This is a genomic window from Methanobrevibacter sp. (assembly GCF_045114555.1).
Lineage (GTDB): Archaea > Methanobacteriota > Methanobacteria > Methanobacteriales > Methanobacteriaceae > Methanobrevibacter.
Window position 1 is genome coordinate 14,420 of sequence record NZ_JBGUKT010000010.1, and the last position, 14,175, is coordinate 28,594.

Sequence of the window (14,175 nt, forward strand, 5' to 3'; positions counted from 1 at the left end):
ATTTATTCTTTATTTTTTTTATTTTCAAATATTATAAAAATATAATTTTTAATTTTATTCATTTCATTTTATTTTTAAGTTCAGGTAATTTTTATGAATGAAAAACCAATATCTCATGATGAAATTTTCAATCAATTGGATAAATTTCAGGCAATGGATTGCAAATATTCAGATGGAAGAATCTTAGGGTCCATGTGTACAGAAGCACATCCTATTGCAAAAGAGGCTTTTTTTAAATTTATTGATTCTAATTTGGGAGATCCTGGCCTTTTTAAGGGAACCAAATTATTGGAAGATAAGGTTTTGCATATGATTGGCTCCTTTTTATCCATTGAAGATCCTGTTGGCCATATGGTAACTGGAGGTACTGAAGCCAATATTATGGCAATCAGGTCTGCAAGAAATCTTGCAAGAGATAATAAAGGAATTAAAAAAGGAGAATTAATAGTTCCTAAATCCGCTCATTTTTCTTTTAAAAAAGCAGCTGATATGCTTGATTTGAAATTGATTCGTGTTGATTTGGATGAGAATTATCGTATCAATCCTAAATGTGTGGAGGAAAACATTAATGAAAACACTGTAGCTATTGTTGGTATTGCAGGTACAACTGAACTTGGAATGATTGATCCAATAGAGGATTTATCAAAAATAGCTATTCAAAATGATGTTCATCTACATGTAGATGCGGCATTCGGTGGTTTTTCAATTCCTTTCCTAAAAGATAAAGGATATGATTTACCAAACTTTGACTTTTCACTTGAAGGTGTCAAATCCATAACCGTAGATCCTCATAAAATGGGACTTTCCCCAATTCCTTCTGGAGGAATTTTATTTAGGGACCAATCCTATTTGGATGCAATGTCTGTTGATTCACCTTACTTGACCATTAAGAATCAATCAACCATTGTAGGAACTCGTTTAGGGGCTTCAGCAGCTGCAACCTATGCAGTAATGAGCTATTTAGGAAAAGAAGGTTATGCAAACAATGCTATTGAGGCATTGGAAAAAACTCACTTTTTAGCAGACAACCTTAAAAGATTAGGTTATGAATTGATTGTTGAGCCTAAATTGAATATAGTTGCTTTCAATCACCCATACTTGGAAACTTTTGAATTGGCTCAATTGCTTGAGGAAAGAAACTGGAAAATATCATGTTCCTCTTATCCTAAAGCCATTAGAGTTATCTTAATGAATCACATTAAAAAAGAACATTTAGTTGAACTTATAAGTGATTTGGATGAGATAAATAAATCTCTCTAATTATTTTACCTATTTTTTAAATATTTTTTTTAAATTTATTTTCATGAAATGTCTCTTTTTCTCTTTTAATCGATTTTTAAGCGTTAAATTCTTTTTTTTAAAATAGAAAAGTATTTTAATAAGCATATTCAATAAAATAAATGAAAGATTAAAAGAGGTGATAATATGAAAAGCTCTGTTTTAATTTTAGCAGTTCTTGCAGTAATACTTATTGCAGGTGGTGCATTTGCATTTGTCTTTATGGATGATATTGCTGACATTGCAGACGGTGGCAATTCAGGTACTTTTCATAAGGTAGCTGATAAGATAGATCAAGTTACTTCATCTGATAGTTCCAGTTCAGATGGTGGAAGTGACATTGTAAGTGAAGTGGTAAAGTTCAATTACCAAGCGGGTGATGGCTGGTATCGTGAAGTCACTTACAAGGATGGAGGGTTCCGTCAATTTGATAATGCTAGTGGTGAACTTATAGGATCATCATATGATGAAGACCAAGAGAAACTTGGCGTTGTTGATGGAAATTTAGAATAATTCTAAAATTTAAAAAAGTTTTCACAAAATTTTTTCTTTTTTTCATTTTTATAATTTTTTTCTTGTTTTCACTATTTTTTCCATATTTTTTTATTTTTTACTTCCTTGATGTACATGGTTAATATCTTTATATAATTCAATTGAGTATACTTTGATTATATTAAATATATACTAAATTATTTAATCATTTTTTATCAATACATATAGTTTAATTAATCGTTATTTCAATTAAAATATATTTAATTTTTTAGCAGATTTTCACTTTCACACAATTACTATTTTTCACTCTTTAGGATAATTTTTGTTCTTTTGGAAAATTTTATAAATTCTAAAAAAATATCTAATTATATGAAAAAAATACAAACTCCCATTAGTGATGATGTCATAAATGATTTGAAAGTTGGGGATAAGGTATCTCTATCTGGCTTAATGTATTGCGGTAGGGATGCGGTTTTACCAAAATTAGCCAAATCTATTGAAAACGATGATACTGATAAGTATCCTTTTGATTTTGAGGGCATGGCTATTATGCATACTGCATTTAGTGTTGCAGGAATTGCTCCAACCACAAGCAATAAAGCAGAAATAGAATCATCAATTCCGACATTATCCCAAGGGGGGGTGAAGTTTCATATAGGAAAAGGATCTTTATCTGATGAAACAAAGGATAGTTTAGATAAATATAATTCTGTTTTTATTGTCACTCCTCCTGTAGCTGCACTACTTACCAATAATGTCATTTCCAAAAAATGTGTAGCTTATGAAGAGGAAGGAATGGAGGCTTTCTTTGAATTAGAAGTTAAAGACATTCCCGGTATTGTAGCTATTGCGCATGGCGAATCTTTATAATTTTTTTATTTCTCCTATTGGATTGTTTAAAAGAATATTTTTTCACACCTTCTCTCATTTTTTCTTATATTTTTTCATTATTTTTTTTTATTATTTCTAGTATTATTTTTCAAATGCTCTTTTTAATTTTATATACTATTTTTTAGATAATATTAATTAGAACTTTTTTTAGGGGTATTTTAATGCAACGAAGAGGAACAACTAATCTGCCACTGCATGGAGGGCATACGCCAAGATGGTTATTTGATAGGATGACTAAATTATCCGGTGCAATTTCTGAAGTGGTAATAGAAGAATATGGGACTAATGAATTCCTAAATCGAATATCTGACCCTTATTGGTTCCAAGCATTTTCATGTGTAATTGGTTTTGATTGGCATTCCTCTGGAACAACTACAACCACCCTTGGTGCATTAAAATCCTCAATTGATCCGGAAAAGCATGGAATATATATCTCTGGAGGTAAAGGAACCGCTTCTAGAAAAACTCCTCAAGGAATTGAAAGGGCAGGAGAAATATTCAATCTTAAAAGCTCTAATGTTGAAGATATGATTCATTCAAGCAAATTGTCTGCAAAGGTGGATAACTCATGCTTACAGGATGGCTATAATTTATATGTCCATAACTTCTTTATCACTGAAAAAGGGGATTGGGCAGTTGTACAGCAAGGAATGAACACTGCAACAAAATATGCAAGGCGTTACCATTGGATGGGTGAAAATGTTGCAAGTTTCTTAGAGGACCCTCATAATGGAATATCCTGTGATAAGAAAGAGACTGAAGCCTTGAATATGGCTTCAAAGGATAGTGTTGAAGCACAAAAAATCAGTGTTGATTTGATTAATGATAACCCTGACCATTTAAGGAGTTATTTCAAAAGAAAAGATTCTAATCAACTCCTTTTGACAGACTTTAGCATCAATGAAGCAAACTCATTGACACTGCCGGAGCATCATCAGGTATTGGATATGGATTTATCAGATAAGGAATTTGAAGTTTTAAAGAATGCTTGGGAAATACAACCTGAAAAGTATGAAGACTTGATTTTGCTTCAAGGCATTGGTCCTAAAAAAATAAGGGTCCTTGCTTTAATTTCAGATTTAGTCTTTGGTGAGCCTGCAAGTTGGAAAGATCCTGTAAAATATTCATTTAGTCATGGTGGAAAAGACGGTTTTCCATATCCTGTAGACAGGGATGTTTACGACCATTCCATAGCAACTGTAAAGGATGCTCTTTATCAAGCAAAATTAGATAAATATGATAAAATGAAAGCTTTAAAACGTTTGGATGATTTTATTTCTTAGGTGTTATGGTGGTAAAGATAAATAAATTATTGTGAAATAATTTATTCTTCTTTATAGGTTATTTTTTTTTTTTTTATTGGTTATTTTCACTAATTATTCTTTGTTGATTTTTCTATTTTCATCATGGATGTTTACAGTTTTTCCATGAGCTGTTGGAATGACTTCAAATACAGGATTTTCAAATTCCAAATCAAATTCCTTTCCTTCCATCAAAAGATGTTGGAAAATTGCTAGTGCTGCAACTTCAGAATGAGGTTGTGTTGTTACAGACACATTCCAATCAGCATTTTTATAAACTTTTGTAGGAACTTTTGCTCCACCAACGATGATTAGTATATCATCACTGGTTTCACGCACTTCATCTACAATTTCATGAGCTTGTGAGCCATACATGGTCAAATGAACTATTTTTCCTCCATTTTCTCTCCAGTTCATTATAACTTCCATATATGAATTGTTATATTCAATTTCAAAGTCTCCTCCCCATCTGTCTGCAATATCTCTTACGCTTTTCATCATGCTGTGGTCTTCTTCTCCTGCTAACCATACTTTACTTGCACCAAAAGCTCTTGCAGTTAAACATACATGGGTTGTAATACGTGTGTCTCTTCCTATTCTGTGGTCTAATCTTAATACATTTATATTCATTGTTTCACTCTTTTACAATAAGATAATTTGATAATTTTAATTTTTTATTTTTCAATGTTTAATTATTTATAATTCTTAAGTTTTTTTATTAAATTTATAATTTAAATTAAAGTACTGAAATTCATTGAAATAAATACTAACATAGCGAGTAATGAGAAAAGTCGGCCTAATTCATTAGAAGTTCCAAGAACATCTCCATTTGCAATTTTAAGATGTTTCTTAGCAAGCAATGCTGTTAATGCTCCACCGAATGCTCCTCCAATGATGCCTAAAAGTCCTATGTGGATTCCAGGGCCTAAACTTAATGCTACAGAAATTATAAAGCAAATAATTAATCCAATAACATAATTCTTCAAGTTCATGTACTTGATGAAATATTTGCCGATTCCATCTTCTGATGCTTGGGAGCTTATGCAACAAGTTGTTAAGCCTATTTTTGCAGAGATTTCTGCCACTATAATTAATAAAAGAATATTAAAGCTAACTGCATATGCATAGTTAATTAAGGAACTAAATGCCGCAATTGTGATTGTTCCTACAATAAATCCTGTAGCTATTCCGCCGACACCAGTCATGGGATCTTTCATAATGCTTAACTTTTTCTCTGGGGGGCCGTGGACCATCACCCCATCTCCAAAGTCCATCAATCCATCAAAATGATTATATCCATTAATAATTAATAAAAATCCATAGATTATTGTAGCAACCAATAACGGTTCAAAATGGAGGAATCTTGTTAATATGAATGCGATAATTGTGGCAATTAATCCAATAAGCCCATTTAAAACTGGCCAAAACCAGGTCAATTTTGCCATTTCATCTATAGTTGTGTAAACGTTTAAAGGAAGTATTGTTGAAAAAGTCAATAATCCTCCAATTGAACGTAATGTTGAAGGGCTTTGTTTTTCAAAGTAGTCATCATTATTTTGATCTTTCATATTTTCAAATCCATCAATTCTTATATCCACTAATTTCTTTAATAATCTGTTGATTTCTAAAATCTATTAATAATCGTTAAAATTTATTCTTCAAGAATTTTTGTCATGCATCCTGCAATCAAACCCGCAAATGTGTTTGATAAAATTGGTCCTAAGCCGTATAAGATGCCTGGCTTTTCTTTTGAGTATCTTCTGAAATTCAGTAAAGCTTTTGTTCCAGCGATTTGGTTTGCAATTGTTGCGCCGATAAGCTCATCAGGATAGAAATGAACTAATTTTTCATTTAGGTTTATTTCACGGACTCTTCCTTTTTGAAGGTCTTCCTCAAGTCCAATTGCTGAAATCAATAGTGCATTGATGTTATTATCGCTTATTGACTTAAGCAATTGCTTTTCAAATCTTTCTTTCAACTCCTCACTTTCTTCAATGTTTTCCAAAAGACTCATTCCAACTTCAATCATATCTCCAATTTGGATTCCTTTGCTGACAAGATAATCAAGTATTCCAATGTTTAAATTAATCTTTTCCAATGCATCCTCACAACTAATGACCACTGCATCTTCAATTCTTTCTATAAATTCATCCAAATCTATGTCATCATCCTCATATTCCATATTTGTAATGTCTAAACCAATTTCCATTATGTAATCTTGATCTAAAGTTTCTTCTGGAAGATTGGATGCAATAACCAAGAAATCATTGTTGTTTAGGATATGATTAATATGGGCTGGCAAGTGAAGGGATTCAAAGAATTTTGCTTTTTGTTTAGTTGCTACCTTATAAAGTTGTATGAGCAATTTAGGACTAAATGCATGATTCAATAGAATTATTTGTCCAAAGTCAACTTTAGCATTCTCAAATCCTTTCCAGCTGTTAAGCACTTTCAGGTCATTGTAAAAATCCTGAACTTCAAGGTCATTGGAAATTACAGTAATGACAGTTATATCTTCATAGGTATTGCTTATAAAATCTATTTTATCAAAGCTTTGAGCGATATACCCTCCATCAATATCATTATTTTCCTTATATTCTTCAGTGATTTCCATTAATTCAACATCATTTAATGGTTCATCCTCATTTTCTCTATTGAAACTTATGTAATTATCGGACAAGACCATGATATTTTCTATAATGTCAATCCCATCACTTATTTCCAAATCACTGAATGTTAAAAAATAATCTGGATTATTGATGTATAAAGCATCTTCGTTTTTAATCAATTCGCCATTCACAAGCTTGTTTTTGATGCTTTGGATTTTTTTGTTATTCTTATTGCTTTTGCTTTTTTTAGACAATTAAATTCCTCTTTTCAATTGCTTTGAATCTTTAATCATTTTATTCATTTTTCTAATTTTTGGTTGTAATTATTATTGATTAATAATTGATAATAATTGAGTGTTCTTGATTAATAATTGATTAATAATTGATTAATTATTGTTATTGATTACCTATTAATGAATATATTTTTATAACAAATATTATTTAATTGTAATTATATATATTATTTTAGAGAATTTCATATGGAGATTAATTTAAATATTGGAATTTAAGCTTAAGGAAGTAATTTTATGGTTTATATTATTGACCCTCAGAATGCAGGAATTTCTGGGAATATGATTATTGGGGCTCTTGTGGATTTGGGGGCTGACGGCGAAAAGGTTAAATGTCTTATGGAAGATGTGGCTGTTGACTTTGGTGAGGTTGAAGTGTCCTTAAACAAGGTAAATAAGTCAGGAATTGATGCTACATTCTGCAATGTAAAGACCATAGACGAAGATAATGAAAACAATCATCATGTTCATTTTCCAGATTTTATGGAAAAAATTGATCTCTTGAAATATGCAGATATTGAAAATTTAACTGATGAAATGGTTGAAATGGCTAAAAAGGTATTTAAAAGAATAGCTATTTCAGAGTCCAGCGTCCATGGCAAAAGCCTTGAAGAAGTTCATTTCCATGAAGTTGGTGCTGCAGATGCTGTTGCAGATGTTTTAGGTTCCATTTGTGCTTACTTTGATTTGGGAATGGATAATGATAAGGTAGTTGGTCTTCCTATTGCTGTTGGTGGGGGAGTAGTTGAAACTGCCCATGGAAGAATTCCTGTCCCAGCTCCTGCAAGCTTGGATATTCTCAAAGGATTAAATGATGGCAATTTCAATGATTTCTCAAAGGGAGAAGCTAAATGCATTGGAGGGCCGGTAAATTCTGAACTTGCAACACCTACTGGTTGTGCTTTGTATATGGAGTTCTGTGATGAATTTTTGGAATTTGCTCCTATGATGTCTCCTGAAGAGATTGCATACGGTTGCGGCTCAAAGGAATTCGATTTCCCTAATGTTTTAAGAATCATCAAATCCAAGAATGCCAATGGAAAACATAAGATCTCTGTAATTGAAACAAATATTGACCATATGTCCGGTGAAGAATTAGGATTCCTGTTTGACTTGCTGTTGATTGAAGGAGCATCTGATGTTTCGATGGTGCCTATTACAATGAAGAAAAATAGGCCAGGACATTTAATTAAGATTATTTCTAAACCTGATTTGGTTGACCATTTGGTTAATATTCTCTTTAAGGAAACAGGTACTTTAGGTATTAGAGTCTCTGAAAACACTCATAGAGGAGTGGCTGAAAGGCAATTTGTTCCTTTGGATATTAATGTTGGCAATCATATTTACACAATCAACTTTAAGATAGGCTTGATCGGAGATGAAATTATTTCTCATAGGCCGGAATATGAGGATTTACGCAGAATCTCTGTAGAGCAGGACATTCCTTTAATTGAAATTAGGGATGTTGCAAACACAATGATTCGTGATTATTTGGAAAACAACAGAGAGTAAAGAATAGAGAGTTAAAGAATATAGAGTAAAGAAAGAGAGTAGAAAATATATTTATGCAAAAATTGTTAGTTTAAAAAGAAATTCTTAAATATGGACTAACAGTAATTATTATATGTGAAAATATGAGAATTCCAAGAATAGATTTAGCATTTTTATCAAGATTATTTATATTATTGGCTCTTGTAATATTGATTTATAATGAATTTAAGCTCCAATCTGGTTTGGTTTCATTCATTTCATTGATATTTGCAGTCTTGTCTGTTCTTTGTATGGTTTTATTTGCCATTCGTTTAAGACAAGGAAAGTACAATAGGTCTTTTCAGATTGTCGTTGAAACAGATGTAGACAGGGCTTTAAAAGATGGTGTCATTTCTAAGGAACAAGCGGAATCCATTCCAAGAAGGGTTGTTCTCAATACCAAAGATCTTATATTGAATGTTATTTTTAATTTTGCAATTGCAAACCATTTTGATTTGATTCCTATTGATATTCTTAGGGAGATATTGCCTCATATTCCCCCTGCACATTTAGAGCATTTGTATGAGGAATCCCGTGAAATCAGCGATGATTTGAATGATTATTTCAGGTCTCAGAAATTTGCAAATAAGGCGGATGTCATTACCAGGTCAGATGAGATAAAGGAATACTTGGCTAAAACATATCCTTGGATGGCTCCAGACACTTTAGAAAATACTTATAATTATTTCTTTTTAGGAATTGGAAATGGATAATGCTATCATTGTCCATTTATTTTTTTATCATCCATATAATAGTTTCATATTTTACGAATTAATTGGGCATTATATGAGTTTCTTTTTACCAGATGTTTTGAAAATAAATTCTTAAAAATAGTTTGTTTAATTTTAAATAGGAGATTTTAATTTTAGAAGGAGCATTTAATTTTAAATAGGGTGTAAAGAGATTAAATCTAATGAACATTAAATCAATCTAAAAAAAAATAAAAAGATAATGGTAAATAATTACCATTATTCGTCTAAAGGTTTAATCAACATTAAGTTGTCGCCTGCGTTGACAGTGTCACCTTCTTCTACGAATATTTGTTCTACAATACCTTCCTCTTCAGCATAGATATCGTTTTCCATTTTCATAGCTTCAAGAACTGCCACTACAGTACCTTTTTGGACTTTATCTCCAGTGTTTACTTTGATTTTAAGTACCATACCTTGCATGGATGCAGTTAATGCACCCGGAATAGGGCCCATGTTTCCTGAGCCTTGCTCTCCGATTTGCATGTATCCGGTAGGCATGATCTTTACATCGAAGATGTCTCCATCAACTTCTACAGAGTATTCGGTTGGAATAGCACTTAAGTCATCATCACCAGCACTTCCAATATGAACTTCTGGGAATGCTTCTTCTTCGAGTTCTCCTTTAAGGAATTGTTTAGCAACTGGAGGTAACATTGCAAGAGTGAGAACATCTTCCTCTTTCTTGATGATTCCTAACTCTTCACCTTCTTTTTTGAAGTTTTCGTATTCAGGTTCTATTAAATCTGCAGGTCTGCAGGTAATAGGTTCTTCATCACCAATAATCTTTTTAGCGATTTCCTGATTGATTGGTGCTGGAGCACGCCCATAGAAACCTTTCATGTAATCTTTAACTTCATTAGAAACGATTTTGTATCTTTCACCGTTTATAACGTTCATTACAGCTTGAATACCAACGATTTGGCTAGTAGGGGTTACAAGTGGAGGGTATCCCATATCCTTTCTTACACGAGGCATTTCTTCCAATACATCTTGGTATCTATCTAATGCATTTTGCTGTTTTAATTGTGAAATTAAGTTTGAAAGCATTCCACCAGGGATTTGGTACATCAATACATCAGTGTCGATTCTTTCACTAATAGGATCTATGTATCCTTCGTATTTTTCCCTAAGGGTTTCGAAATACTTTTTAATTTGGTTTAATGCTTTTAAATCAAGACCAGTGTCGAATTCAGTACCTTGTAAGGATGCTACAATACTTTCTGTTGGAGGTTGTGAAGTACCCCAAGCGATAGGTGAAATAGCGGTGTCTAAAATGTCAACACCTGCTTGACATGCAGCATAGTAACTGATAGGAGTCATACCACTGGTACAATGTGAGTGTAAATTAACTAATAGATCAGTTTCTTCTTTTAATCTTGTAACCAATTCGAATACAACGGATGGGGTGATTAAACCAGCCATATCCTTAATAGCTATTGAATCACACTCTAATGCTTCAAGTTCTTTTGCAAACTCTACGAATTTGTCAATGGTATGAACTGGGCTAATGGTGTAGCTGATAGTTCCTTGAACATGAGCCCCTTGTTCTTTAGCTACTTTAATGGATTGTTGCATATTCCTTATATCGTTCATTGCATCGAAAATCCTAAAGATGTCAATACCGTTTTCATAGGATTTTTCTACAAATTTAGTTACAATGTCATCAGCATAATGTTTGTATCCGAGTAAGTTTTGACCTCTAAGGAGCATTTGCAATGGAGTTTCAGTAAAGTTTTCCTTCAATATTCTTAATCTTTCCCATGGGTCTTCGTTTAAAAATCTTATACAAGTATCAAAGGTAGCTCCACCCCATGCTTCTATTGCATGATATCCCACTTTATCCATTTCTTCAATAATAGGAACCATGTCTCTTGTTCTCATTCTGGTTGCTAAAAGGGATTGGTGAGCATCTCTGAATGCGGTTTCTGTTATTTTCACTTTCATCTTTACACCTCACTAAAATTTTTACATATCATGATAAATTTAATTCAAAATCACGTTTTTGATTTTAAATAAATTTCTATTTATTATTTCTAAATCACATACGATTATATTACATTATATTATTATTTATTGTTATAACTACTAATAAAAGTTATCTATTTTTAGTTAAATTTAATTGTGATTTAAAAATAGAGTAAATTTATTAAAGTATTGGATCAAAAAAGTTTATAAAAAAGTAAAATAAGGACAATTCGTAAAAAAAAAAGAAAGTTATTAAAAAAATAAAAAAAGTAAAAGTTAAGAATAAATTCTTAACGTTCAATTTCTCCATTAATGAATGCTTCAACATTAGCTGCTGCTTCATCATCAGTAAATTGGATTGGAGGGTGTTTCATAACATAAGATGAAATTGAAGTTAATTGTCCACCAATTCCTCTTTCAAGTCCTAATTTACAGCAACGAATAGCGTCAATTACACATCCTGCAGAGTTTGGAGAATCTTCTACACTTAATCTAAGTTCTATGTCCATTGGCACGTCACCAAAGGTTTTACCTTCCATTCTTAAGAAACAGATCTTGTTGTCTTTTTGCCATGGTACATAATCACTTGGACCAATGTGAATGTCATGAGGGTCCATTCTTTCTGCAAGTACTGATTGAACAGCTTCAGTTTTAGATTCTTTTTTAGAGTCTAAACGTTTTCTGTTTAGCATGTTTAAGAAGTCAGTGTTTCCACCAGTGTTGATTTGGTAGGTGTGAATCAATTTGACACCTCTTTCTTTAAACAAGTTACTTAAAGTTCTGTGTGTAATGGTTGCACCAATTTGTGCTTTAATGTCGTCACCAACAGCAGGGAGGCCTTTTTCTCTGAATTTTGCATCCCATTCCGGGTCACTTACAATAAACACTGGCATACAATTAATATAAGCAATTTCTGCATCTAATGCACATTGTGCATAGAATCTTGCAGCTTCTTCAGAACCTACTGGTAAATAACTGAGTAATATTTCTGCTCCACTTTCTTTTAAGACTTCAACAACGTCTACTGGTTCTTCATCAGCTACTACAAAGGTATAATCATCTTCAAATTCTGCCATATGTTCACTGACACCATCAAGTACAGGTCCCATTTGGACAACTACATCACTTTTTGGTATTTCTGCTTGGAAAACAGTGGTACAATTTGGTTTTGCAAAGATTGCTTCATCAACAGTTTTTCCAACTTTTCTTGCATCAATATCAAAAGCAGCCACTACTTCAATGTCAGTTGGGTCCCAGTCACCAATTTTCCAGTGCATGAGACCAATTGCATCTTCAGGATTCTTATCTTTATAGTAATAGATTCCTTGTATAAGAGAACTTGCGCAGTTTCCAATTCCTACTACAGCTATTTTAATCTTGCTCATATTTTCACCAGTAATATAATAATTCTAATTTTTGATTTTTTTTTAATTTCGTTAATGGTAAATTAAATATTTTTTGATATTTTTAAAAATTTATATAAATATTATTGAATAAAAATAAACATAAATCATATTACTTTAATATATTTACATTTGTTTATATAAATCTTTTTAAATTATGGTGAATTTTCACACATTAATCTTATAAAATTAATATTATATTTTTATTGTTTGATTGGATTTTAGGTTTTAATTTGGTGGTTAAATGAAAAAAGTGATTTTAATAGCATTTTACTTTAATCAAGTGAATGAAATTGCTTCAAAGCGTTTAAGGGCACTCGCAAAATATTTGCCTCAATTTGGATGGGAGCCTATAGTGATTGTCCCGGATTTAGGTTTCATTCCAAAGGAAAACGATGATTTGAATTGCAGAATCATTTTCACTGAATATGAGGATATGTTCAGTCATTTTACCAATAAATTCAAGAAATCTAAATCAACTGATTTCACTGATTACAATGATTCTAAAGATTCTATAGAATTTAATGATGAAAAGTTAAAGGATTCCACTTCTTATTCCAATCCAATTGCTTCAAAGGCCATTTCAATGGCGGGTGAAGTATTTGCATTTCCTGATGGAATGAAATACTGGCATGAATCTGCATTTGAGGAAGCTTCTAAAGTAATTGAAGAGGAAGAAATTGATGCTATCATAAGCTCTTCATGGCCTATAACATGTCATACAATTGCAAAGGATTTAAATGAAAAGTATAATCTCCCTTGGATAGCAGACTTAAGGGATCTTTGGAATTTGAACCCATATGTTTCACATACTTTCATAAGAAATTATTTTGAAAAAAGATTGGAATTGAAGACATTTGAAAATGTAGATGCTTTAACAACTACTACAGATTTGGCTGCTAAGACATTAGCCACTTTACATCCGAAGAATAAGATAGTCCCGATTTTATCAGGTTATGACAAGGATGACTTTAAGTTTTTAGGGGAATTAGTTTCTAAGAAGGATGATTTTTCCAGTGACTCTTCAGAAAAATTGAAATTTATTTATGCAGGATCTTTGTATGGCGGTAAAAGAGACCCAAGTTATTTATTTGAAGCTATTCGCCAATTGGAGGATGAGAATAAATTGGATTCATCTAAAATTTCAATCGAATTTTACGGTGACAGCACTAGTTTGGAAGAAATAGCTAAGCGTTATGGTCTTTTGGATATCGTTCATATTGGCGGTAAAATAGCTCATGAGGAAGTGTTGAAAAAGCAATTGAATAGTGATGTTCTTCTTCTTATATCTTGGGATAATGAAAAGGAAAAGATGTTTATTCCAGGAAAGATTTATGAATATTTCGCATTGAAGAAACCTGTTTTATCAATTGGATACAAGGAAGGTTCCCTAAAGGATCTGATTGAGGAAACTAAAGTCGGATATCATGTTTCAAGCTTGGAATCAACTAAAGACGCCTTATTGGACATTTATAATGAATTCATTGAAAATGGAACTGTTGAATTGAATTCAGACATCAATATTGAAGATTATTCCATGGAAAACATGGCTAAAAAATTCGCTGATTTACTGAATGAATTATAAATTTGCAATTTTAATAAATTTGCAACTTTAATATTAAAAAATAAAAGATTTATACTTATAAAATTATAAATTTATTTAG

General features: G+C 31.8%; 12 protein-coding genes. 7 read left to right on the plus strand and 5 right to left on the minus strand.

What is annotated here, in order from left to right; genetic code table 11:
• Nucleotides 1-93 precede the first annotated feature (93 nt).
• The 4 genes from mfnA (at nucleotide 94) to ACJMLB_RS01685 (ending at nucleotide 3,944) form a co-directional block, all read left to right on the plus strand.
• Nucleotides 94-1,260, plus strand: coding sequence for a tyrosine decarboxylase MfnA (mfnA, locus tag ACJMLB_RS01670; RefSeq protein ID WP_405323083.1), 1,167 nt, complete (start codon nucleotides 94-96; stop codon nucleotides 1,258-1,260).
• A gap of 165 nt (nucleotides 1,261-1,425) precedes the next feature.
• Nucleotides 1,426-1,791: a flagellar protein, FliL gene (locus ACJMLB_RS01675; RefSeq protein WP_405289411.1), complete on the plus strand. Its 366-nt coding sequence runs from the start codon at nucleotides 1,426-1,428 to the stop codon at nucleotides 1,789-1,791.
• Nucleotides 1,792-2,139: 348 nt separating this feature from the next.
• Nucleotides 2,140-2,640 carry a fumarate hydratase C-terminal domain-containing protein gene (locus tag ACJMLB_RS01680; RefSeq protein ID WP_405289410.1) on the plus strand — a complete coding sequence of 167 codons (501 nt, stop codon included), beginning with the start codon at nucleotides 2,140-2,142 and terminating at the stop codon, nucleotides 2,638-2,640.
• 182 nt (nucleotides 2,641-2,822) lie between these two features.
• On the plus strand, nucleotides 2,823-3,944 hold the full coding sequence (locus ACJMLB_RS01685) for a DUF763 domain-containing protein (protein WP_405323085.1): 1,122 nt from the start codon (nucleotides 2,823-2,825) through the stop codon (nucleotides 3,942-3,944).
• A 93-nt stretch (nucleotides 3,945-4,037) separates the two neighbouring features.
• On the opposite strand, the gene ACJMLB_RS01690 is transcribed toward ACJMLB_RS01685, so the two are convergent.
• The 3 genes from ACJMLB_RS01690 to ACJMLB_RS01700 all read right to left on the minus strand — a co-directional run bounded on the left by ACJMLB_RS01690 (nucleotide 4,038) and on the right by ACJMLB_RS01700 (nucleotide 6,825).
• Nucleotides 4,038-4,592: a tRNA (cytidine(56)-2'-O)-methyltransferase gene (locus tag ACJMLB_RS01690; RefSeq protein ID WP_295605445.1), complete on the minus strand. Its 555-nt coding sequence runs from the start codon at nucleotides 4,590-4,592 to the stop codon at nucleotides 4,038-4,040.
• 101 nt (nucleotides 4,593-4,693) lie between these two features.
• On the minus strand, nucleotides 4,694-5,530 hold the full coding sequence (gene cobS, locus ACJMLB_RS01695; RefSeq protein ID WP_295605443.1) for an adenosylcobinamide-GDP ribazoletransferase: 837 nt from the start codon (nucleotides 5,528-5,530) through the stop codon (nucleotides 4,694-4,696).
• Between the two features lie 83 nt (nucleotides 5,531-5,613).
• The gene (locus ACJMLB_RS01700; RefSeq protein WP_405289408.1) at nucleotides 5,614-6,825 is read right to left on the minus strand and encodes a phosphatidylglycerophosphatase; all 1,212 of its coding nucleotides are present in this window, start codon (nucleotides 6,823-6,825) and stop codon (nucleotides 5,614-5,616) included.
• Between the two features lie 273 nt (nucleotides 6,826-7,098).
• Between ACJMLB_RS01700 and larC the strand changes: the two genes are divergently transcribed.
• Together larC and ACJMLB_RS01710 are read left to right on the plus strand one after the other, a co-directional pair.
• Nucleotides 7,099-8,373 carry a nickel pincer cofactor biosynthesis protein LarC gene (gene larC, locus ACJMLB_RS01705; protein ID WP_405289407.1) on the plus strand — a complete coding sequence of 425 codons (1,275 nt, stop codon included), beginning with the start codon at nucleotides 7,099-7,101 and terminating at the stop codon, nucleotides 8,371-8,373.
• A 122-nt stretch (nucleotides 8,374-8,495) separates the two neighbouring features.
• Nucleotides 8,496-9,104, plus strand: coding sequence for a hypothetical protein (locus tag ACJMLB_RS01710; protein ID WP_405289406.1), 609 nt, complete (start codon nucleotides 8,496-8,498; stop codon nucleotides 9,102-9,104).
• 255 nt (nucleotides 9,105-9,359) lie between these two features.
• Here ACJMLB_RS01710 and oadA read toward each other — a convergent pair whose 3' ends face one another.
• Complete coding sequence (gene oadA, locus ACJMLB_RS01715) at nucleotides 9,360-11,087, minus strand: sodium-extruding oxaloacetate decarboxylase subunit alpha (protein ID WP_405323088.1); 1,728 nt, start codon at nucleotides 11,085-11,087, stop codon at nucleotides 9,360-9,362.
• Nucleotides 11,088-11,398: 311 nt separating this feature from the next.
• Nucleotides 11,399-12,493, minus strand: coding sequence for an inositol-3-phosphate synthase (locus ACJMLB_RS01720; protein ID WP_405289338.1), 1,095 nt, complete (start codon nucleotides 12,491-12,493; stop codon nucleotides 11,399-11,401).
• A 262-nt stretch (nucleotides 12,494-12,755) separates the two neighbouring features.
• Here ACJMLB_RS01720 and ACJMLB_RS01725 point away from each other — a divergent pair, with 262 nt between their 5' ends.
• Entirely contained in the window at nucleotides 12,756-14,096 is a 1,341-nt protein-coding gene (locus tag ACJMLB_RS01725; protein ID WP_405323091.1) for a glycosyltransferase, read from the plus strand.
• The last annotated feature ends 79 nt before the right edge of the window (nucleotides 14,097-14,175 follow it).